The sequence below is a fragment of the Nocardiopsis sp. NRRL B-16309 genome, from assembly GCF_001279585.1.
In the GTDB taxonomy this organism is placed as follows: domain Bacteria; phylum Actinomycetota; class Actinomycetes; order Streptosporangiales; family Streptosporangiaceae; genus Nocardiopsis.
Genome location: NZ_LGEC01000016.1, coordinates 295,294 through 316,845 on the forward strand (window position 1 = coordinate 295,294; position 21,552 = coordinate 316,845).

Genomic DNA, 21,552 nt, shown 5'->3' on the forward strand with positions numbered 1-21,552 from the left:
GCCCCGCGGGGAGCGAGGCGCCCCTGGTCCTCACTGCACGGGCGGCCTAGCGGTCGCCGTAGTTGTAGAGGGTTTCGTTCACCGGTTCCGCGGTCGCCGTCGACTCGGTGGCGAGGTTGGTGGCCACGACGGTGGCACCTCCCGCCAGAGCCGCGCCGATCACACAGGCGGCGATTACCTTGATCACTTGGGGATCTCCTTCCGCGCGCCCGGCTTCGAGGCGAAGCCGAAGCGCTGGAAACCGAGACTAGAACCTGATCTAGCTATAGACCAGATGATTGCCCCAACTGTAACTAACCCCCCGGTAACTTCCAACCCCGGAATGTCAGGTTTGTCCGCGTTGATGTGCTGTTCCGGAACCCGCAGAAGGGTCAGATCCGCAGAGTGCAGCACGATCTCCATGCCAGCGCCCTGTGACCAGAACTGGTTATCAATGGGGGCCGAGACCACCACGTACCGCACGCCGAGCCCGCCGAGCACGTGCGCGAGCTCCTCGGTCCGGCCCTCCTCGGCGAGTGCGGGCAGGCCGGTGGCGGGGTCCACCTCCAGGGCCCGGGCCGCCTCCCGGGCGCGCGCGTCCTCGCCCTCGACCACCACCGCTCCCCCGCCGGGGGTGCCGACGACCAGGTCGTCGTTCCACAGCGTGCGGCGGTCGAAGGCCTTGGTCGCCGGGTCGAGCACGACGACGGGCGCACCCGACCACTCCAGGCCGCGGTAGGCGCTCCACGGCAGCACGAGCACCGCACCGGGTACGTCGTCGGCCGCGACGGCCTCCTGTGCGCGCGTCCACGCCTCCGGGTAGCCGACCGGGTCCAGGCGCCCGCCCGCGCCCCACAGCAGCCCGGGCAGCACCACGATCGGCGCCAGCACGGCGAAGGCCGCCGCGGCCGCCCCGACCGCACCCGGAGGTCGGTCGGCCGGAACAGCGGAGGGGCCCGCGGGGGGCGCGCCGGGTTCCGCGGGCCGCGGCGAAGGGAAGGCCCCGAACACTCGCTGCACGGCGGCGCCCAGCCCCAGCGCCTGCACCAGCGCGAGGGGGGCGACGTAGAGCTGACCGTCCCGGAGCGGGCCGAACCCCGGCCAGAACCCGATCAGGGCCCGCACCAGCGCCTGGCCGGTGGGAGTCGCCCCCAGCAGGGCGAGGCCCAGGCCGGCCGCCGCCGCCACGGACAGGCCCGCCCCGAAAGCCGGACGGGCGCGGCGCATCCACCACACCCATCCCGCGAGGGACACGAGCACCAGCAGCAGCCGAGCGGTCGCCGTCACCGGTTCGCCGTACCCCGCGGGGACCGCGCCCGAGTTCCACACGCCGCCCAGCAGTACGAGCGAGCCCACGACCCCGAAGGGGGTGTCCGAGCGCGCCGCGAAGGCCGCGACCCCCGCCGGATCGGTCGCCGCCCCGCTCACGAGCGACGGCAGCAGCCAGGGCAGGGAGACCAGGACCAGCGCCAGGGCCAGGAGCAGCCCCCGCCCCCACCAGTGCGCGGCCAGGCCGCCGTGCCCCTCCGGTTCCGGTCCCGCGGCCCCAGGCGTGGGGCTCGTGAGCCCGGTGGGAGCTTCGGAACCGGTAGGCCCAGCGGGGTCGGCAGGTCCCGTGTGCCCGGCGGAGCTGGAGGGCCCGGCGGAGCTGGGGGGTTCGGCGGAACTGGAAGGCCCGGCGGAACTGGAAGGCCCGGCGGAACTGGAAGGCCCGGCGGAACCGGAGGGCCCGGCGGAACTGGGGGGTTCGGCGGAACCGGAGGGCCCGGCGGAGCTGGGGGGTTCGGCGAAACCGGAGGGCCCGGCGGAACCGGAGGGCCCGGCGGAACTGGGGAGTTCGGCGGAGCTGGAGGGCCCGGCGGAACTGGAGGGCCCGGCGGAACTGGAGGGTTCGGCGGCTCCTGTGCGTGGTGTGGGCCCTGTGGGGGAAGTGAGGCCGGTAGGCCCGGGCGTAGTGGGAACCCTGGTGTCCGCGGGGCCGGTGGGGGCGGAACGCGTCAGCGCGACGGGGCCCGCGGTCAGCGCGGTCAGGATCACCGAGGAGAAGCCCCCGACCGCCGCGGGGATCAGCGCGCACACCAGGCGGGCCAGGGAGAGCCCGGTCGAGCGCGGCCCCGCCGTCCCGAGCCGGGACACCGCGCCCACGACCCAGGGCAGGCCCGCGTAGCCGAGCAGTACCGCCCACTGGCCCAGCAGCAGGCGCTCGGCCACGAAGGGGTTCCACACGAAGGCCGTACCGGCCGCCGCCGACGCCAGCAGGGCCGCCGCGCGTCCCGGAGCACGATCCGTCCCGCGATCCGGCCCCCGCCCCGGAGCGCCCCGAGCGTCCAGGGCGCCGAGCAGGAGCCGCGCCGCTCCCGCGCCGCCCACCGCGAACACCGCCAGCAGGGCCAGCGACTGCACCGCGTCCCCCGGCAGCACCAGGGAGGCCAGTGCCACCACCGCGTCGCTGGGGATCGCGCGGGGGAACCCGTCCGCCCCGCGCAGCACCGTGGCCAGGGGCAGGTCGGGCACGAACACCATGTCGTAGCGCAGGACGTAGCCGGGCCCGAGCGCGGGTCCCAGGGCCAGGGCCCCGGCGAGCACGCCCACCGCCCACGGCAGGAGCCGTTCCGGCCACCGTCCGCTCATCCGCCGCCCCCGCTCCCCCGGCTTCCCCGGCCGGTCCTCACAGGAGCACACTGTCGGAGAAGCGCCCCTCCACGTAGTCCCGGTAGGACCTGACCACGACCTCGTAGTTCCCGGACACCGTCGCCTCCCACCGGGTGTCCTCCCCCGTCGAACCCTGCGTGCGCCACCCTTCGCCGTCCTCGGGCCCCCGGCCGTCCCGTCGCTCGCAGTCGGTCCCCGGCGAGGGCGCGGGCGGCGGGTCCGTCGGAGGGTCGGGCGGTTCGGGTTCGGGCTGCGGTTCAGGCTCGGGCTCCGGTTCGGGCCGCGGCTCGGGTTCGGGCTCGGGCCGCGGCTCCGGCGATGCGTCGTCCGTCCGGGAGCCGTCGGGGGACGCGTTCCCGGTACGGGTACCGTCCAGGCCGTCCCGGGGCCACCGGAACTCGTCGGCCGGTCCGCACTCCAGCGCCCGCAGCCACACCTCGTAGTGCGTGGCCTCCGCCACCTCGTCCCACTCCACGACGGCCCCGCCGTCACGGACGCGCACCCCGCCCGGCCCGGGCGGCGGGTCGTCGTCCCACACGACCTCGACGGGCTCGGACGCCTCCCCCTCGTCCCGGCCCTTGACCGGCCGCACGACGAACTCGTAGCGGGCGCCGCTGAACAGCGCCTCCACGAGCACGGACCGCCGGTCCCCGTCGCCCTCCGCCTGGGCGGGCAGGACCGTCGCCTCGTCGGGGTCGGGGGCGATCCGGCGCTGCACGACCCGGTAACCGGTCGCGCCGGGCACGGACGGCCAGCTCAGCAGCAATCCGTCGGCGGCCTCCTCCGCCTCGGGCACAGGCGCCTCCAACGGTCCCACCGACACGCTCGGCAGCGGCCGGGGGTAGGACTCGCCCACGCCCAGGGGGTCGGCGAGCGCGTCGGCGAAGGCCGCCGCGATCTTGACCTCGCCGCGCGCGTTGGGGTGGACCTCGTCCCAGTTGTCGAAGGAGGGGGTGTAGTCCCTGGCCACCTGGGCGACGATCACGGGCGACTCGGAGGAGGTCAGCTGGTCGGCGAGGTCGACCACGCCCATGTTGAAGCGGGCGATCTCGTCGTTGACGCGGGCGTCGTCGCCGGTGCCCTCGACCGGTGGGAGCTCGCCGACCACGAAGCGGGCCTCCCCCTGGACGACGCGCACCGTCGAGACCATCTCGCCGACCCCCTCCAGGGCGTGGTCCGCGCCGCCTCCGCGCAGGATGTCCTCCATCCCGGCCAGGAGCAGGAGGTAGTGGGGGTCGTGCTCGGCCGCGATCTCGGCCAGGTCGGCGGACAGCTCCTCGGAGGTGGCGCCCCACCGGGCGGCGTGCCCGGTGTCGAACTCGGGGTCGGCGTAGGTCCGGTCGCCGCCGTTCCCGTGCAGCGCGTGCATGTCGTCGTTCGGGCCGACGAAGGCGGCGTCGACCCCGCTCCGCTCCAGATGCGTCCACAGGCGGTAGCGCCAGGTGAAGTCGCCGCTGCTGCCCTGGGTGAGGGAGTCGCCCACCGGCATGATGCGCAGCTCCCCGTCGGGAGGTCCGGGGACGCTGACGGGCCCGTCGGCGCGCTCGTCGGCACCGGCGCCGACCCCGGAGCCCGTGCGGATGATGAGGAGGGTGACCGCCATGGCGGCGAGCATGACCCCGAGCAGCCCGAGTGGGCCGGGCTCGAACCGGGCGGGGCCGTGGCCGCGGGTGAGCAGTCGGCGCCACGGGACGTCCCGCCACGCGAGGCCGCGCCAGTACGCGGGGGCGAACAGCCGGCCGGTGCGCGCCCACCTCGGCTCCCGCCGCTCCTCGGGCCGGGACGCGTCGTCCTTCTCCGGCTCGTCTGGGTCCGCCACCGTCACCCGATCCCTCACAGTCGCGCCGCGCGAGCGGCTCCGGAACAGGTTCTACCCTGCCGCCGGGACGCTCCGCCCGCACGCGGGGGCACGGGGCGGAGAATGCGTACCGCCCCAGGTTACTGGCCTGGAGAGCACGGTTGAAGGCCAGGCCGGACAACGAATGGGACATATCCGACCGGCGGCGCGCCGCACCCGGCCCGGGGGCCGCGCGGCCGGAGCGGATGACGGGTGATGTAGAACTGGTTATATTCAGTGCGTCAACCAGCGGTCGGCCGAACCGGAATGCCCCCGTCCGCCCGCGCCCCGACCGAGAGGCCTCCCGTGATCGGACTCCTGGTCGCGCTGCTGTCCGCCGTGGTCTACACCGTGGGACTGGCGGTGGAACAGCGTGCCCTGCACGGGTCGGAGTCGATCTCCGTCCACCGCCCGCTCCACCTGGCCCGGGTCCTGCTCGGCAACCCCCGCTGGGTGTTCGGGTGCGTCTTCGCGGCGATCGGCAGTGTCGGACTGATCGTGTCCCTGGGCCTGGCGCCCGTGTCGGTGGCCCAGCCCGCCTACGCGGCCGGTGTGGCCACGACCCTGCTGGTCATCACGCTCGTGACGGGCGAGCGGATCACCCGCGGCGAGTACGTGGCGCTGGGCGTCATGCCGGTCGCGCTGGCCCTGCTGAGCCTGTCCACCGCCGAGGGCGCCGAGGCCGGTACGAGTGCGGACACACCACTGCTGGTCCTGGTCACGGTCGTGACCGTGGTGGCGTGCGTAGGAGCCATGGGCCTGGCGGGCGGCCGCGGTCGGTACGTGTCGGCGGCGGCGATGGGCGCGGCGGCCGGACTCGCCCAAGGCAGCGCCGGGCTGCACGGCAAGGGCCTGGGCGGACTGCTGGCCGAGCACGGGGTGCTGGGGGCGGTCGTCCCCGCCCTGCTGTCGCCGTTCCCCTACCTGTACGCGGTGGGATGGGCCGTGGGCATCGTGCTGTTCCAGACCTCGCTGCAGCGCTCTCGGGCCTCGATCACGGCGCCGGTGTCGAACGTGGTGGGCAACGTCTTCATGGTCGTGGCCGGGACGATCCTGTTCAACGAGACCCTGCCGGACGATCCGGTGATGCTGGCGCTGCGGGTCGGCGGGTTCGCGCTCACCCTGATCGTCATCGTGCTCGTACGCGGCAACGTCGCCTCGGCCGAGGCCGACACCAGCCGCAGGCGCGCGGCCACCCTCGTCCCCGAGGCCACCGAACCCCACTGACCCGCCCTCCGGGCGCCCCGACCCGGCGGGGCAATCGGTAGACCGTCAGCCTGCCCTGCCCACAAGGGGTTGGAGGTAGGCCGTTCAGCCAACCGGTGTGCAGGGGGTTGACTCGGGACGCGCGGCGACCCATCCCCCAGGCTTTGAAGCCGCACACACGTGCCTGCGTGATCCCACGGGGGTGAAAGGTGGCCGTTGAGCCTGCCCTCACCCCCGGGGATTGGGCGTGCGCACGCGGGCCTGCCTCAGCCCCAGGGGGTGAGAGGTGGCCGTTCAGCCTGCGGGGCCACAGGGGGTGTCGCGAGGGGCGCGCCAGTGTTCTGCAGGAGGAGACGGGGCCGCCGCGAGGAACGAGCAAGGCAAGCACGGGGCCAAAGCGAGGAACGAGCGGAGGCCCCCAAAAAACACAGCACGGAGGCCCCCAGAAAACACAGCCCCACCCTCCTCAGGCGGCCACCGAGACGGCCTGGCGCAGGCCGGGTGCGGCGACGTCGGCCCACGCGCGCACCACGCTGTCGGGGCGGTGGGTCTCGTCGGCGGCCAGGACCAGACCGGGCTCGGCCACCCACGCGCCGAGGTCGGCGAGCAGGACCCGCAGGTCCTCCTCGATGCCACGGCTGTTGCGCAGGTCCTCGACCACGGCCAGCGGGACGGCCACGGTGTGGCCCAGACCCAGTTCGGGCAGGCGGTCGAGGAAGACCTTCAGCAGGCCGGTGTAGGTGCCGTGCACCTGCGGGGAGGCGACCAGCAGGACGTCGCTCTCGCGCACGCTCTCCAGAGCGGCGCTGACGGCGTCGGAGTCGTCGGTGAGCAGGTCGGCGCCCAGTTCGGCGAGGTCGACGACCTCGGGGCTGGACGTGACGCCCGCACGGGCGGCGACCTCGGCGGCGGCGCGCAGGGCGGTGGTGTACACGGCGGATCGGGGCTGGGGAGCGGCGACGAGCACGGTGAAGCGGGTCATGCGAGACTCCTGGGTTCGGTCAGAGCGAGCCGGGATCGACCGGAGGAAACGTCGGGGGGCGGTGACGGGGATGCGGTGACACCGGAGAGGACGGTTCCTCGTTCCGACGCGGGGACGGACTTCGTCGTCCGGATGCGTGCCGCGTCGGTCCTGGAGGGTGTGCTCCTCGGGCCTGAATCGGCCCGGGCCCAGAAAAGGGAAGAGAAGAGCGTCCGGTGTCTGCGAGGGCATGGGCGTACTGGGTACACCCGTAGCGCGGGGCTCGGCCCCGTTAGGCGCTAGCTACAACAGAGCGCGCTCGCCTGCTGTCGAAGATCGACATGCAGGCGCTGGACAAGCAGCTCACCGGCGGACATGTCTCCATCATGAGGTGAGCCGACCGCTATCGTCAATGCGTGCGCGGCCGCCGCCTGCGCGCCGCCGGTGCCCCGACCGGACCGTCCAGCTCGCGGACAACCGTTCCACGCATCGGGATTCCCCAGCTCCGCAGGGGGTTCCGAGCCCGGTGCGGCCGGGCTCCGACCCCCTTCCGGCGGCCGTGCGGCGCGCGTGTTATCTGCGACACACCGCGCCGAGCCACCGACCGCCCAGCCCAGGGAGTGCCCGAACATGCCCCACACCGTCACGCTCACCAACGCCCGCGTCGTGACCCCCGACGGCGTCCACGACGGCTGGCTGCGCGTCGCGGACGGTCGCGTACGCGATCTGGGCTCCGGGGAGGCCCCCGCCGGGCCGACCCACGACGCCGACGGCGGCTGGGTGGTCCCCGGACTGGTCGACACCCACGTGCACGGGGGCGCCGGACACGCCTTCCCCGAGGCGGATCCGGAGGGGGTGCGCGAGATCGTCGCGTTCAACCGGGCGCATGGTGTGACGTCGATGGTCGGCGGGCTGGTCGCCGCCACTCCCGAGGACACGCTCCGCCAGGTGGCGGCGCTGGCCGAGCTGTGCGAGTCCGGGGAGTTGGCGGGCGTCTACCTGGAGGGACCGTTCATCGCGCGGTCCAAGTGCGGGGCGCACGACCCCGCGCTGCTGCGCGACCCCGACACCGCGGAGTTCGACCGCTGGCTGAAGGCGGGCCGGGGACACGTGCGCATGGTGACCGTCGCCCCGGAGCTGCCGGGCGCGACGGAGCTGATCCGCGCCGCGGTCTCCCACGGCGTGGTCGCCGCCGTGGGGCACACCGAGGCGAGCTACGAGCAGACCCGCGCCGCCTTCGACGCGGGCGCCACGGTGGCCACGCACCTGTACAACGCGATGCGCCCGCTCAACCACCGCGACCCGGGGCCGATCGCGGCCTCCCTGGAGGACGAGCGGGTGTCCGTGGAGCTGATCGTGGACAACGTGCACGTCCACCCGGGGGCGGCGAAGCTGGTGTTCGCGGCGGCGGGGGCGGGGCGGGTGTCGCTGGTGACCGACGCGATGTCGGCGACGGGCCTGGGGGACGGCGAGTACACGCTGGGCGACCTGCGGGTTCGGGTCAGCGGCGGACAGGCCCGGCTGGTGGACACCGGGGCGATCGCCTCCAGCACGATCGTACTGCCGCAGGCCGTGCGCAACGCGGTGGAGGGGCTGGGCGTGGACGTGCCGGACGCGGTGCGCTCGGCGTCGTCGGTCCCGGCGGCGGCGCTGGGCGGCCTGGACGGCGCGGGCCGGATCGAGGCCGGTGGTCGCGCCGACCTCGTGGTGCTGGACGCCGATCTCGCGGTCTCCCGGGTGATGTTCCGTGGCGCGTGGGTGTGACGACGTGCCATCGTGTCGGTACGTACTAGTAACTTGACTCTGAGTGACAATAGAGTCAGGGCACCGAGGAAGCACGTGCTCGACACGAAAGGATCCGCCATGGCCCAGTCGAGACAGGCACACGACCAGCAGCCGACCCGCGTGCCCTCCGAGGAACGCGAGCACCTCGCCAAACTCGCCGGCGAACTGGCCCGCTACGAGGTCCGCGCGGACGTGGTCGACGGGGACGCCCCGTACCTGCGCGTGACCAACCCGGAGTCGGCCCACGCGGTCGAGGACGTCGTCTGCGAGCGCAGGGAACTCGACCACGCGTTCATCGCCTCGTTCGGGGTCTACCTCGGCAGCAGCGGCAGCCTCGGCGTCACGGCCCACAAGGTCGCCTGGCTCGTGGGGGCCACCGAGGCCTGAGGCCCGGTCACGGACGGGGCGGCGCCGACCGGGCGCCGCCCCGTACCTGTGCCGGGGGCCGTCCGCCGTCGGCCGCCCGCCGGGGCGCGACACTTCGGCGGGCGCCGAACCGTTCGCGGCCTAGGGTCGCCGTGTCGGCATCCGAACGGAAGGACACCACCGCCCATGACCCGCTTCGAGGAGTTCCGCGACCTGCACCGCGCCGGTGCGCCCCTGGTCCTGCCCAACGCCTGGGACCTGGCCTCGGCCGCCGCCCTGGCGGGGGCTGGCTTCCGCGCCCTCGGCACGACGAGCCTGGGCGTGGCGGCCGCGGCGGGCAGGTCCGACGCCCGGGGGGACACCCGGGCGGAGACCGTCCGGCTGGCCCACGGCATGGTCCGCCTGGACGCCCTGGTCAGCGTGGACGTCGAGGGCGGTTTCGGTGACGAGCCCGAGCAGGTCGCCGCCCTGGCCGCCGAACTCGCCGACGCCGGAGTCGCCGGGGTGAACATCGAGGACGGCCTGCCCGACGGCGGGCTGCGCGCGCCCGACAGGCAGTGCGCCCTGATCGAGGCGGTCAAGGACGCCGCCCCGGACCTGTTCGTCAACGCCCGCACGGACACACACTGGCTCCCGGGCCACACGGCGCGGACCGCGGAGCGCGCCGAGGCCTACCGGGCTGCGGGCGCCGACGGCGTGTTCGTGCCCGGGCTCACCGACGCGGCGGCCATCGCGGACCTGGTCCGGGCCCTGGACGTGCCGCTGAACATCCTGTACTCGCCCGCCGGGCCCTCCCTGCGCGCCCTCGCCGACCTGGGCGTCCGGCGGGTCAGCTGCGGGTCGCTCCTGTTCCGCGCCGCGCTGGGCGCCACCGTGGCGACGGCCCTGGCCGTCGCCCGCGACGAGCCCGTCCCCGCGGGGCTGCCCACCTACGCCGAGGCCCAGGCCCTCGCCGACGCCTACACCGAACTCCCCTGACCCCGGCCGAACGCGCCGGGAAGGGGACACCCTTCCCACACCTTCACCGGTAGTGATACCGGGCTTGAAGAATCCTCACCTCGTCCTCGGTCACCCGATATACGAGGCGGTGCTCGTCGGTGATCCGCCGCGACCAGTACCCGGACAGGTCCGCCTTCAGGGGTTCCGGCTTACCGAGACCATCGAAGGGCGTCCGCTGTATCTCGCCGATCAGGCGGACCGTCCGACGAGCGACCTTCTTGTCCGTCTCCAGCCAGTACTGGAAGTCATCCCATGCGGCGGGATCGAAGCGAACCGCCCTCACTCGTCCTCCGCCCTCACTCGTCCTCCGCCCTCACTCGTCCTCCGCCCACTCGACGAGTTCGTCCATGCTGGTGGTCACCGCTTCGCCGCTCGTCTGGTCGCGGGCGACAGCGTCCAACAACCGGGAGGCGTTCGCGGGAGAGCGCATCAGGTAGACCGTCTCCATCCATCCGTTCCAGTCCTCTTCACTCATCAGCACCGCATTGCCGTGCTGCCGAGAGGTGATGTGGACGACGTCGTGGTCGTCGTGAACCTTCTTGATCAGGGGATAGAGGTTCGCTCTGGCTTCGTTCGCGCTGATGGACATGACACTCCTTCCAAACCGTACGGCTTTACCGTACCAGTCGAGTCTATGCAGGGCCGCGGGCCGACCAGGGGTCACCGTGTGGGTCCGGCCGCCGCAGGAAGCCAGACGCGCATGGCGGTCGGACCGCGTTCGGCCCACTGGTGGTACGGGGTCAGCACGAGCTCGACGGCCCCGCCCCCGCCCTCCTCCGCCCGGTCCCCGTACGGCCAGACGCCTTCCGGCCCGGAACCGGTGCCCGTCAGGCCGCGCACCGCGACACCGCCCTCCCGGTCGTCCGGGGGCACGGAGGGGTCGACCCGGATCTCGTCCAGGTCGGTCCCGTCGGCCTGCCCGACCGCTTCGGCGCAGTACACGAGCGGCCCCCGCTCCACCGCGACACAGCCGCGCACCGCGTCGATCCGCGGGTCCGGCCAGGTGAACCGGGGCTCCATCGGCAGGTGCAGCAGGACCTCCTCCCCCGCGGAGAACTCCCGCTCGACGACCACCGGTCCCGGGGATACCGGCCGCCGGCCACCGCCCTCCTCCAGCTGCGCGCCCCGCGCCCACGAGGGCACCCGCAGCCGCAGGGTCGCCGCCCCGGGCGGCGCCTCGGTGACGCGGACCAGGACGGTTCCGCCGCGCGGGTAGTCGGTCTCCACCGCCACCCCCATCACCCGGCCGTCGCCGAGCTCCGCCCGGATCCGCGCCGAGGCGTACTGCAGGACGGCCAGGCCGTGCTCCTCCGCGACGGCGGCGTGGGTGTGCCAGGTCGCCAGCGTGCGCGCGAGGTTCGTGGGACAGCACGAGACGTCGAACCAGGGCGCGCGCACACCGCTCTCCGCGCGCGGGCTGAGGGCGTCCCCCTCCGGCTCCTCCCCCGCGACCCGCTGGTGCAGGGGGTTGGCGTAGAAGAACGCCCGGCCGTCCGCGCTGGGCGCGGCCGCCACCACGTTGAAGTACGTGCGCTCGACCAGGTCGGCGTAGCGCATGTCCCCCGTGGCCAGGTACAGCCGCCACGACACCATGACCGACGCGATCCCGGCGCAGCTCTCGCAGTAGGCGCGGTCGGCGGGCAGTTCCCAGTCCTCGCCGAACCCCTCGTCCTGGTGGCGCGAACCCATCCCTCCGGTGATGTGCGTGCGGCGCGCGACCGTGTGCTCCCACTGGCGCTCCACGGCGGCCAGAAGCTCCCGGTCACCGCGCTCGACCGCCACGTCCACGGCCGCCGCGGACAGGTAGAGCGCGCGCACGGCGTGCCCCCGCCAGGTGTGGGCGCGCCGGATCGGCACGTCGTCCTGGAAGTAGGCGCTGCCGAGCGGCACCCGGTCCTGGCGCAGGGTGCCGTGTCCGCGGCGGTCGAGGAAGATCCGCGCCTGCTCGACGTAGCGCTCCTCCCCCAGGGCCCGGCCCAGCTCCACCAGGCCCACCTCGATCTCCGGATGCCCGCACAGCCCCGTCCCCTCGGCGCCGAACTCGGCGCACACGTGGTCGGCCGCCCGCCTGGCGATGTCCACCAGCGCGTCCGGGCCCGTCGTCCGCAGCCGGGCCACCGCCGCCTGGAGCAGGTGCCCCGTGCAGTACAGCTCGTGGCCCGTCTCCAGATCGCTGTACCGGGGCTCCTGGCCGGCGTGCCCGTAGCAGGTGTTGAGGTAGCCGTCGGCGTCCTGGGCGCGGCCGACGCGCGCGGTGAGCCGGCGCACGGCGTCGTCCACCTCCCCCCGGCCGGAGCGCCCGTACTCCCAGGCCAGCGCCTCCATGAGCTTGTAGACCTCGGAGTCGGAGAAGCACCAGCCCGGCCGGTCCCGCCCGGTCGTGCCCCCGGCGACGCGGTCGAAGTTGGCCAACCAGCCCAGCCGCTCCATCCAGTACTCGCAGTGGTCGAGCGTGGCGGCGGCGTTGGTGTCCTGCAGGGCGGCCCAGAAGCCGGGCCCGAGGCCGACCTCGCCGAGTCCGAGCGGGCGGATCCGGCTCCGGGACGGGACCACCGGGCGGCCCCCGGACGGGTCCGTCGGGACGACTGGCTCGTGGACGGTCACACGTGCTCCTCTGGAAGGTGTGGTCGGGGTGCCGGGACAGGGCCCGCCGTGCTCGCCTGGCCCGCCGTGCTCGCCCGGCGCGCCGGGCGCCTCACTTGACCGCTCCGGCGGTCACGCCGCCGGCCACGAAGCGCTGGGCCACGACGAGCAGGACGGCGGCGGGAACGGAGGCGACCACGGCGGTCGCCATGATGGCGTTCCACTGCGTGGTGTTGTTGCCGATGTAGTTGTAGATGCCGAGGGTGATCGGGATCAGGTCGCCGTTGCGGTTGAGCGTGGACGCGAAGACGAAGTCGGACCACGCCCACAGAAAGGCGAAGAGCGACACCGTCAGGACGGAGTTGCGGCTGATCGGCAGGACGATCGACCGGAAGGTCCGCCAGGTGCCGGCCCCGTCCACCCGGGCGGCCTGGAGGATCTCCTCCGGGATGCCGGACATGAACGCGGTGAAGAGCATGACCCCGAACGGGACGGCGATCGTGGAGTCGGCGATGATCAGCCCCCACACGGTGTTGAGCCAGCCGAGCCGCACGTAGACGGCGTAGAAGCCCATCACCATCACGACGCTGGGGATCATCTGCGCGACCAGTAGCAGGAAGCCGATCGTGCCCCCGCCCGGTGTCCGCAGCCGGGCCAGCGCGTATCCCGCCGGCGCGGACACCACCAGCGTCAGGGCCACGCAGCCCAGCCCCACGAGCAGGCTGGTCGTCAGGTTCGGCAGCTGCTGGTCGAAGACGGCCGCGTACCCCTCGAACGTGGGATCACGGGGGAACCAGTGCGGCGGGTCGGCCCGCAGGTCGTTCGTCCTGGTCAGCGAGACGTTGACCATCCAGTAGACGGGGAAGAGCATGACCGCGGTCAGCAGGACGCCCAGCGCGGTCTTCCACCAGGTGCGTTGGCGGGTCATCGGCGCGCCTCCCTTCGCTGGAGGTAGAGGTGGACCACGCCGAAGACCAGGGCCAGGACGATGAGCAGGTTGCCGACCGCGGCCGCCTCGGAGAAGTCGGGCTGCCCGGTGCCGAAGGCCCGCCGGTAGGACCAGATCGCGAGGGTGGTGGAGCTGTCGCCGGGACCGCCCACCGTCATGATCCAGATGACGTCGACCACCTTGAGGGTGTAGACGAGGCCGAGCAGCAGGGTGATGGCCGAGACCGGCCGCAGCAGGGGCATCGTGACGTGCCAGAACCGCTTCCAGGGCCCCGCGCCGTCGAGCGCGGCGGCCTCGTAGAGCTCGTCGGGGACGTTCTGCAGCCCGGAGTACAGGATCACCAGGTTGAAGGGGATCCCCAGCCAGATGTTGGCGACGACCACTGACACCAGGGCCCACTCGGGTGAGGTCAGCCAGTTGATCTGGCCGATCCCGAACGCGGACAGCACCGAGTTGACGATCCCGTGGTCGCTGTTGAGCATCCACGACCAGGTGGAGGCCGACACGATCATCGGCAGCAGCCATGGGATGAGGAACATCCCCCGCAGCACGGGCGAGAGCGGGAAGCTCGTGCGGAAGAACACCGCGAGCGCCAGCCCGATGGCGTACTGGGCCGCGATCGAGGCCAGGGTGAACACCGCCGTGGTCCACAGGGCGGGGCCGAACGCCTCGGACAGGACGACGTCGGCGAAGTTCGCCAGGCCGGTGAACTCCGCGTCCCCCTGCACGAACGCGCGCGGGGTGTAGTCGTGGATGCTGAGGTCGATGTTGCGGTAGAGCGGATACCCGTAGAAGAGCACCAGGTAGGCGATCAGCGGGGCGATGAAGGCGAGTGCGGACCACCGGTGCCAGGCGGGGCCGCCCCGCCGGCCGGGCCCGCCCCGCGCGCGGCGGGACGGGCCCGGCTCGGCCGGTGCCTCTCGCGTGGCCGGCGGCCGGACGTGCGTCCGTGTCATGGCGTGCCGTCCTCGGTCGGGGTTGGGGGAACGGACCGGCGGGTCAGTTGATCGCCGTCTCGGCTTCGTCCTGGGCCTGCTCCAGCGCTTCCTCCGGACCCATGGCGCCGCTCAGGGAGTTCTGCACGGCCCCCCACAGCGCCTCGGAGATGAGCGGGTAGTCCGTGCCGAGGTCGTCGCTGGTCCGGCCCTTGGCGTTGCGGACCGCGTCCACCCACGGCTCCAGGTCCGCGTTCTCCTCCAGCAGCGCCTCCTGCCCGGCCGCGGTGGGCGGGACGTAGTAGGCGAAGGTGGTGGCCGTCTCCACCAGGCCCTCCGGAGTGGTCATGCACTCCACGATCTGCGCGGTGACCTCGTACCTGGCGTCGTCGCCCTGCACCGGGGCGACGATGAACTCCCCGCCGGTGGGCGTGGGCGCCACACCGCCGTCGCGGCCCGGCAGGGGGACGACCCCGACGGGGAAGTCGGCCCCGGCCGCGCTGTCGACCTGCCAGGTGCCGTTCTCCGCGAACGCGAACTCACCGGTCAGGAACTCCTCCCACACGGTGTTCTGGGAGTTGGTGATGACGGAGTTGGGCGCGTGGCCCTCCTCCAGCCAGCCGGTCCACAGCTCCAGCGCCTCGACCGACTCGGGGGAGTCCAGGGCGCCCAGGTCGGCGCCGCTGCCCCAGAACCACGGCAGGAACTGGAAGCTGCCCTCCTCCGTCCCGATGCCGGAGAAGGTGATGCCCTCGTGCCCCGCACCGGTGACCTCCTCCAGCGCCTCGGTGAGCGAGGCCCAGTCGGTGATCGAGGCGGGGTCGACACCCGCGTCGCCGAGGATCTCCTCGTTGTAGTACAGGCCGAGGGTGTTCGCGCCGATCGGGACGCCGTAGGCGCTCCCGTCGACCACACCCGCGGCCAGGAGGTTCTCGTCGAACTCGGAGGTGTCGAGGCCGAACTCGTCCATCGTGGTGAGCATGCCGGTGTCGGCCAGGGTCGAGACCGCCGGGTTGTCCAGCAGGATGACGTCCGGCGACGCGTTCTCCTGGGCGGCGAGCAGCGCCTGGTTGGTGAGGGCGGTCGTGTCGTAGGCGGTCCGCTCGATGGCGACGCCGGCCTCGTCGGCGCAGGCGTCGACCCGCGCCGCCCAGTCGGAGGACTCCTCGTGCTGGGGGTAGGGGTCCCACCAGGTGTAGGTGTCGGCGGCGGCGTCCGCGCCGTCGTCGGACGCCGAGCATCCCGCCGCGGCCGCGGCGCACACCGCGGCGGTACTGATGGCGCACAGGGTGCGCAGGGTCGGGTGTCGCATGATTCCTCCGGGGGGGGTGGGTGCCTGGTGGGCGGGGGTCGTGGGGTCGGGGGGTCAGGGGGCGTGGGAAGGGTCAGGAGCGGCCGGTCCCGCGAGGGCGCCGGGAGCCCGGCGCCGCGGTACTGCCCCGGTCGGCGAACTCCGGCGTGAGCAGCCGTACGACGTAGGGCTCCTCGCGCGCCTGCGTCGACCCGATCCGGCGCACCAGCTGGCGGACGGCCAGGTCGCCGAGCCGGTCCGGCGCGCTCTCGACGAACGAGTAGGGCAGGGAGAAGGAGCGCGCGAACTCGTCGGAGTAGCGGCCGACGACGGACAGGTCGCCGGGCACGTCGAGCCCGCGCGCGTTCAGGACGGACGGGAGGGCGGCCGCGGCCGCCTCGTTGTTGAGCAGCAGGCCGGTGGCCGAGGGGTGGGCGTCCAGCAGGGCGTGCAGCGTGGCGCCGATGTCCGGCTGGCTGGACTCCCCGAAGACGGCGTGCAGTCGGATCCCGAGGGCGCGCGCCCGTTCGAGCGCGGCGTCGCGTAGCCGCCACACGTAGGCGCCGCCCCGGGTCGCGACGTGTTCGGGCTGGGACACGAGGAGGAGTTCGCGGTGGCCCAGCCCGTGCATGTGGTCGACCATCAGTCGGCCGGTGCTCTCGAAGTCCAGGTCGAAGACGTCCAGGCCGGTGCAGTCGCCGGGGAGCCCGACGAGCGCCCCGGGCTGGGGTGCGGCCCGCAGCACGGGCAGCCGGACGTCGTCGTGGGCCACGTTGAGCAGCACGACGCCGTCCACCATCCGCGAGTCGGTGATCCGCCGCAGGGCGCGGGCCCCGTCGGCCTCGGTGACCAGCAGGATGTCGTAACCCAGCTCCCGGGCGTTGTCCGAGACCCCGAGCATGTACTGCAGCATGGCCGGGGCGAACTCGTCCTCCAGGAACCGGGCCAGCAGGCCGATCACCATCGTCTGCGACGTGGCCAGCGCCCGTGCGCCGGCGTTGGCGGTGTAGCCCAGGCGGCCGGCGGCGTCGAGGACGCGCTGTCGGACCTGCGCGGAGATCGCGCGCTTTCCGGAGAACGCGTACGACGCGGTACTGCGGGAGACTCCGGCCTCCCTCGCCACGTCACCGATGGTGACCAACGTTCCTCCTCGGGGTCGTGTGCGGGCGGGTGTCGGCGGCGGTGGCCCCGCGCCCTGGTGGGCGGCGGGTGACCAGTGCGGCAGTGGTTGTCGAACCGGTTCGACACCCGTCCGGAGCATGCCGCCGTCGTTTCGGATCGGTGTCGGCCCCGTGAACCCCAGGGGCATGGCGCCTAGTGTTAGCGCTCACAAGAGTGTGGTCAACCCCACAGGCGCCACTCTTTACCGATGTGAGACCTGGCGCACATGGTGACCGCCACGCGCCGGGGCCGGTGCGGAGCCGCCCCCACCCGGGCGTCAACGCAGGTCAGAGGCCCTGTTCGGGGAGGGTGAGCCAGTCCTCGGTCCTGCGGTACCGGCCCAGCCCGACCGCGTCGAATTCGTCGAGGTGATCCCCTCGGTCGATACCGAGGTGTCGGAGCGCGAGGGAGATCGGGCTGCCGTCGGCCACGGACGGCCGGTCCTCGGGCAGGTGGAGCGGGCCGAGCACCACACGCCCGCCGTTCCAGACCTGCGCGTTCTGTTCGCCCGCCCCGCCGAAGTACTCGGCCTCGACATAGGCCAGCGGACCGGCGGCCGAGCACGCGGCCAGAGCGCGGTCGAAACCCGGGGGCAGCTTCCAGAAACCCTCGGCCCGGGGTGCCCCGGCGACGGCGACCGAGTCGAACAGTTCGCCGGTCATCGGGAGCAGCGACAGCCGCGCGTCCAGTGGCACGACACGCGCGTGCGGATCGCCGCCGACCAGCGCGTCCAGCGTCGGCCGGACGGCCAGGACGGCTTCCAGGCAGTACATGGACAACCCTTCTCTTCGGCCGCTGGGACGCCCGGCTCGGGTTCGAGGGGTCCGCCTCAGGAGTCGGTCTCCACACGCAACCCGAGATAGCGCCCCAGGGCGTAGTCGACCTGGGCCATGTCGGTGCCACCGATGTAGTCGACCGCGTCTCCGACGACGTAGGCGGTGTCGATACTGCGGGTCTGGTCCACCAGGAGCCGCGTCGCCCGTCCGGCGATCGTCGCCTCGGGTCGGAACCGCGCCGGCTGCGCGCTGGTCGACGTGGGCACGATCGTGACGACCGACCACGTGTCCCGTTGCGTACTGACGACCAGCCCGAGGCGGCGGCCCCGCTGTTCGTGTCCGCGCTTGGCGTCTCCCAGGTCAACGGGGTAGACCGCGCCTCGGATCACGTGCGCACCTCACGGGCGTTCACTGTGACGTCCGTTCCGGAGACGCGGATACGCCCCTGGTCGTCATACTCCCAGGCATCCGGTTCACCGCTCAGGTCCTCACCGCTGGCCGCGATGCGCGCCATGTCCTCCCTCGCCTGCTCTTCCCACTCCTGGCGCTGGAGCGCACGCAGACCACGACGCAGCACGTCGCTGTTGGTCTCCCCGGGCCGCTTGTAGGAGTTCAGAATCTCGGCGTCGGCCTCGGTGGGCCGGAATCCAACACTCATGGACCCAGTGTACAACATTTGTTGTACGCCGGATCGGCGGCCACGTGGTCCCGTGGCGCGGCCGCCCGCGCAAAAAAACGGACCGCCGCCCGGGGGACACAGTCCCCCGCGCAGCGGTCCGTTTCTCGTGGAGGTGGCGGGAATCGAACCCGCGTCCTTCAGCACCGAGCCAGGGCTTCTCCGGGCGCAGTTCGTGGTGTCGTTCTACTCGGCCCCAGCGCTTGCACGAACACATCGCTGACAGGCCCAGCCACGAAAATGTCCCGCTCAGGCCCCGTGGCCTGATCTGAGCGGTAAGTCATCTAGCTGATGCCGGATCCCGAGCCGATGACGAGCCCGGACCGACAGAGACGCTATCGCTTAGGCAGCGAGAGCGAACTCAGTGCGCTTAGAATTGGCACTTGTGTTTACGCGAATGCAGGATTAACGAGGTCACAAACGCAACCCTCGGCCCGCTTCCCCTGAAACGACTACCGAAGTCGAAACCGATCACCCCCTGTGAAATTGTCAAAGCCACCGTCTCCGGTGACCGACATGCGAGTGCGAACACCCACGCTCGTCACTCTACCCGTACAACAGGGTGAGGGCCAAGCTGATTCCCGGTCGGCGGTACGGATCCGCCGGACAGGGAGAAACCCCCGCGGGCGCGGACGCATGATGTGGTCGACGCGGCCCACGGGGGCGGTCGGCAGGGTCGGGCCGACCTAGGGAACGGGCAGAAACTCCCCCGAGACGAGGATCTGCCTCTCACGCTGGCTCGCTACCCCCTGTCGCGGGCCAGTCATCAGGGAAGACGCGATCGGTCCCGCGGGGGGTTGCCCGCGGGACCGATCTTTGCCTGCTCAGGACGCTCCGGTTACCAGCCGGCCGCGTCCGTGCCGCCCTCGCCGCCGCCGGTGAGGTCGGCCTCGTCGGGCGAGGTCCCGTCGGGGATCGTCGCATCGCCGGCGGGCGCCGTCGGCTCACCCGGGACCACGCCCGTGGCGAGCGAGGTCAGGAACGTCTGGGCGCCGTTCACCGCGTGGTGCGTCACCAGGGTGGTCGCGGAGTTCGCCTCGGCCACGAGAGCGAAGGCCACGTCGCCCTGGTATCCCACGAACCAGTGCAGGTCGGTGCCGTCGCCGAGCGCGACCCGGGCGGCCTGCCCGAACACCTCTGTCTCCTGGCCGAGCAGTTCGGGCATGCGGGTGGTCACGGCGTCGCGCATCCCCTGCCGCACGACCTCCAGGTCGGCCTCGTCCAGCTCCGTCTCGGGCGACGGGGAGGGACCCTCCGCGGGGACCAGCGTCGGCGCGTTCCACTCGCCGTTCGCGACGGTCGCGGCGGCCAGCGCCATCGACAGCGGGCTCACCCGCACGCCGTCCTCGCCGACCATCGCCGAGGCGACACCGGCGTCGCCCTCGCCCACCGAGACCGAGCCCGGGGACGCCGGCACGGGCAACTGCCAGTCGGCGCCGATGCCGAGTTCCAGGGCGGCCCGTTCCACACTGTCGGCGCCGACCTCCGGCGCCAGACCGGCGAACCCGACCGTGCAGCTGTGCGCCAGGTTGCGGGCCAGGTCGGGCCCGCCGAACTCGGAGCTCAGAGCCCCCTGCCCGGGGTTGGTGAAGGTCTGGTCGTCGATGGTGGTCTCGTAGCCGCAGGGCACCTGGTCGTCCGGGCCGACCGCGCCCGACTCCAGGGCCGCCAGCGCGCCCACGATGGTGAAGGCGCCGCCCGGGACGAAGGAGCCGTTGAGCGCGGAGTCGTCGCTCGCGCTGCCCGACCCGTTCGCGGCGGCCAGCACCTCCCCGCTGGCCGTGTCCACGGCCGCCAGGTAGGCCCGGCCCGGCAGGGGCGCCAGCGCCGCCTCGGCGGCGCGCTGCACGTCGGCGTCGAGCGTGGTGTCCACGCCGCCGCTGCGCTCGCCCTCCCAGTCCTCCAGGACGTCGGTGACCGCACCGGACTCGTCCAGGGAGACCACCTGGGCGGTGCCGGAGCCCGCCAGCTCGCGCTGGAAGATGCTCTGCAGCCCGCTCAGGCCCACGGTGTCGCCCGCCTGGTAGGGGCCGGCGACCCGGGCGGACACCCGGTGCTCGGCGGTGCCCGCGACCTCGCCCAGCAGGGCCGGCGCGACCGTGGGCGACATGTTGATCCGCACCTCTTCGGTGGCCACGCCCTGGATCCGGCCGGCCTCGCCCAGCAGGGACTCGTCCACACTGGAGTCACGCATCAGGACCAGCGGCTGGAACTGCTCGGGCGGCGCGGAGCGCACCCGGTTCAGCAGCGGTTCGGGCTCCTCGTCGAGGAGCTCGGCGAGTTCGGTGACGCCGGCCTCCTTGTCGTCCATCTCGGCGGGGACGACGCCGAAGGCCGTGACGCTGTCGGCGGAGACCAGTTCCCGGCCCTCACGGTCGAGGATCTGGCCGCGCTCGGGCTGTTCGTAGCTGACCGCGAGGCGTTCGTCGTCGCTGAGCTCGGGGTGGATGACGGCGGAGGACCAGGTGATGCGCCAGCCGTCCGGCCCCCACTCCAGCGGCATCTCGCCCGTGTAGCTCCAGGTGGGGTCGCCGATGCCGAGGTCGGCCGTGACGTCGAACGCCGCGGTCGCCGACTCGCCCTCGCGTTCGATCAGGCCCAGGCCGAACCGCAGCGAGGCGAGGTCGAGCTGCTCGCGCACGTTCACCAGGGCCTCCTCGACCTCCGCCGGGTCTCCCGTGGTGTACCGGGCGGCCTCCGCGTGGTCGCCGTCCTGCCAGGCGAGGAGGAAGGAGCGTACCGCCACCTCGGGGCTGGGGTGGGGTGTACAGGCGGCCAGGGTGCCCGCGACGAGCAGGCCGCTTCCGGCGGCCAGGACGCGGCGAAGGGGACGGGGGGACACCTTGTGTGTTCCTTTCGAGGGCCTCATCGTCGACGGCGCAGCGCGCGTTCCATGTCGCGTTTGGCCTCGCGCTCGGCGATGGCGTGGCGTTTGTCGTACTCGCGCTTACCGCGGGCCAGGGCGATCTCGACCTTGGCACGGCCGTCGCTGAAGTACAGCGACAGCGGGACCAGCGTGAATCCGGGCTCCCGGGTCTTGCCGATCAGCCGGGCGATCTCCTGGCGGTGCAGGAGTAGTTTACGCCTTCGCCGGGCGGCGTGGTTGGTCCATGTCCCCTGGGTGTACTCGGGGATGTGCACCTGCTCCAGCCACACCTCGCCGTCGTGGACGTGCGCGAAGCCGTCCACGATCGACGCCCGCCCCTCGCGGAGCGACTTCACCTCGGTACCGGTGAGGACGATCCCCGCCTCGTAGGTCTCGTCGATGTGGTATTCGTGCCGGGCTCGCCGATTCTGCGCGATGAGCTTACGCCCGGTTTCCCGTGCCACTGGGTGTTTCCCTTCATACGTCCGGGGGGCACGTGGCCCCCCGGTACCCGCGAACGCCCCCGTCGG

Annotated in this window: 20 protein-coding genes and 1 other RNA gene; 4 read left to right on the plus strand and 17 right to left on the minus strand. The window is 72.9% G+C overall.

The features are described from left to right. Positions 1 to 46: 46 nt before the first annotated feature. Genes ADL05_RS30990 through ADL05_RS04315 form a run of 3 tightly spaced genes read right to left on the minus strand, consistent with a single transcriptional unit; the run spans position 47 to position 4,246 of the window. Positions 47 to 187, minus strand: a complete 141-nt coding sequence (locus ADL05_RS30990) for a hypothetical protein (RefSeq protein WP_017542507.1) — start codon at positions 185 to 187, stop codon at positions 47 to 49. Then, entirely contained in the window at positions 184 to 2,610 is a 2,427-nt protein-coding gene (locus ADL05_RS31525; RefSeq protein WP_231640589.1) for a hypothetical protein, read from the minus strand. The genes ADL05_RS30990 and ADL05_RS31525 overlap by 4 nt, the downstream gene beginning before the upstream one ends. 37 nt (positions 2,611 to 2,647) lie before the next feature. Continuing rightward, a complete protein-coding gene (locus ADL05_RS04315; RefSeq protein WP_156365714.1) occupies positions 2,648 to 4,246 on the minus strand; it encodes a GDSL-type esterase/lipase family protein in 1,599 nt (532 codons plus the stop codon). A 528-nt stretch (positions 4,247 to 4,774) separates the two neighbouring features. Here ADL05_RS04315 and ADL05_RS04320 point away from each other — a divergent pair. Beyond that, positions 4,775 to 5,695, plus strand: a complete 921-nt coding sequence (locus ADL05_RS04320; RefSeq protein ID WP_053615536.1) for a hypothetical protein — start codon at positions 4,775 to 4,777, stop codon at positions 5,693 to 5,695. A gap of 445 nt (positions 5,696 to 6,140) precedes the next feature. On the opposite strand, the gene ADL05_RS04325 is transcribed toward ADL05_RS04320, so the two are convergent. After that, positions 6,141 to 6,656: an NADPH-dependent FMN reductase gene (locus ADL05_RS04325; RefSeq protein ID WP_053615537.1), complete on the minus strand. Its 516-nt coding sequence runs from the start codon at positions 6,654 to 6,656 to the stop codon at positions 6,141 to 6,143. A gap of 609 nt (positions 6,657 to 7,265) precedes the next feature. Between ADL05_RS04325 and nagA the strand changes: the two genes are divergently transcribed. From nagA to ADL05_RS04340, 3 genes are all read left to right on the plus strand, one after another. Then, entirely contained in the window at positions 7,266 to 8,399 is a 1,134-nt protein-coding gene (gene nagA, locus ADL05_RS04330; protein WP_053615538.1) for an N-acetylglucosamine-6-phosphate deacetylase, read from the plus strand. Positions 8,400 to 8,498: 99 nt separating this feature from the next. Then, a complete protein-coding gene (locus ADL05_RS04335; protein WP_053615539.1) occupies positions 8,499 to 8,807 on the plus strand; it encodes a hypothetical protein in 309 nt (102 codons plus the stop codon). Positions 8,808 to 8,972: 165 nt separating this feature from the next. Continuing rightward, positions 8,973 to 9,764: an isocitrate lyase/phosphoenolpyruvate mutase family protein gene (locus tag ADL05_RS04340; RefSeq protein ID WP_053615540.1), complete on the plus strand. Its 792-nt coding sequence runs from the start codon at positions 8,973 to 8,975 to the stop codon at positions 9,762 to 9,764. A gap of 43 nt (positions 9,765 to 9,807) precedes the next feature. On the opposite strand, the gene ADL05_RS04345 is transcribed toward ADL05_RS04340, so the two are convergent. The 13 genes from ADL05_RS04345 to smpB all read right to left on the minus strand — a co-directional run bounded on the left by ADL05_RS04345 (position 9,808) and on the right by smpB (position 21,486). Further along, a complete protein-coding gene (locus ADL05_RS04345) occupies positions 9,808 to 10,068 on the minus strand; it encodes a Txe/YoeB family addiction module toxin (RefSeq protein WP_053615541.1) in 261 nt (86 codons plus the stop codon). Positions 10,069 to 10,098: 30 nt separating this feature from the next. Continuing rightward, positions 10,099 to 10,374: a type II toxin-antitoxin system Phd/YefM family antitoxin gene (locus tag ADL05_RS04350; RefSeq protein WP_053615542.1), complete on the minus strand. Its 276-nt coding sequence runs from the start codon at positions 10,372 to 10,374 to the stop codon at positions 10,099 to 10,101. Between the two features lie 71 nt (positions 10,375 to 10,445). After that, positions 10,446 to 12,389 carry a glycoside hydrolase family 127 protein gene (locus ADL05_RS04355; RefSeq protein ID WP_053615543.1) on the minus strand — a complete coding sequence of 648 codons (1,944 nt, stop codon included), beginning with the start codon at positions 12,387 to 12,389 and terminating at the stop codon, positions 10,446 to 10,448. Between the two features lie 91 nt (positions 12,390 to 12,480). After that, positions 12,481 to 13,296: a carbohydrate ABC transporter permease gene (locus ADL05_RS04360; protein ID WP_053615544.1), complete on the minus strand. Its 816-nt coding sequence runs from the start codon at positions 13,294 to 13,296 to the stop codon at positions 12,481 to 12,483. Continuing rightward, positions 13,293 to 14,273 carry a carbohydrate ABC transporter permease gene (locus ADL05_RS04365; RefSeq protein WP_053615545.1) on the minus strand — a complete coding sequence of 327 codons (981 nt, stop codon included), beginning with the start codon at positions 14,271 to 14,273 and terminating at the stop codon, positions 13,293 to 13,295. Before ADL05_RS04365 ends, ADL05_RS04360 begins: the two co-directional genes overlap by 4 nt. A 43-nt stretch (positions 14,274 to 14,316) precedes the next feature. Further along, a complete protein-coding gene (locus ADL05_RS04370; RefSeq protein WP_053615546.1) occupies positions 14,317 to 15,564 on the minus strand; it encodes an extracellular solute-binding protein in 1,248 nt (415 codons plus the stop codon). Between the two features lie 73 nt (positions 15,565 to 15,637). Beyond that, complete coding sequence (locus tag ADL05_RS04375; RefSeq protein WP_053615547.1) at positions 15,638 to 16,684, minus strand: LacI family DNA-binding transcriptional regulator; 1,047 nt, start codon at positions 16,682 to 16,684, stop codon at positions 15,638 to 15,640. A gap of 307 nt (positions 16,685 to 16,991) precedes the next feature. Further along, on the minus strand, positions 16,992 to 17,477 hold the full coding sequence (locus ADL05_RS04380) for a hypothetical protein (protein WP_053615548.1): 486 nt from the start codon (positions 17,475 to 17,477) through the stop codon (positions 16,992 to 16,994). 56 nt (positions 17,478 to 17,533) lie between these two features. Then, a complete protein-coding gene (locus tag ADL05_RS04385) occupies positions 17,534 to 17,869 on the minus strand; it encodes a type II toxin-antitoxin system PemK/MazF family toxin (RefSeq protein ID WP_053615549.1) in 336 nt (111 codons plus the stop codon). After that, positions 17,866 to 18,138: a hypothetical protein gene (locus tag ADL05_RS04390; RefSeq protein WP_053615619.1), complete on the minus strand. Its 273-nt coding sequence runs from the start codon at positions 18,136 to 18,138 to the stop codon at positions 17,866 to 17,868. Before ADL05_RS04390 ends, ADL05_RS04385 begins: the two co-directional genes overlap by 4 nt. A gap of 125 nt (positions 18,139 to 18,263) precedes the next feature. Next, positions 18,264 to 18,635, minus strand: a transfer-messenger RNA (tmRNA) gene (ssrA, locus tag ADL05_RS29335). Positions 18,636 to 18,994: 359 nt separating this feature from the next. After that, the gene (locus ADL05_RS04395; protein WP_053615550.1) at positions 18,995 to 20,998 is read right to left on the minus strand and encodes a penicillin-binding transpeptidase domain-containing protein; all 2,004 of its coding nucleotides are present in this window, start codon (positions 20,996 to 20,998) and stop codon (positions 18,995 to 18,997) included. A 23-nt stretch (positions 20,999 to 21,021) separates the two neighbouring features. Then, on the minus strand, positions 21,022 to 21,486 hold the full coding sequence (gene smpB / locus ADL05_RS04400; RefSeq protein ID WP_053615551.1) for an SsrA-binding protein SmpB: 465 nt from the start codon (positions 21,484 to 21,486) through the stop codon (positions 21,022 to 21,024). Positions 21,487 to 21,552: the final 66 nt, after the last annotated feature.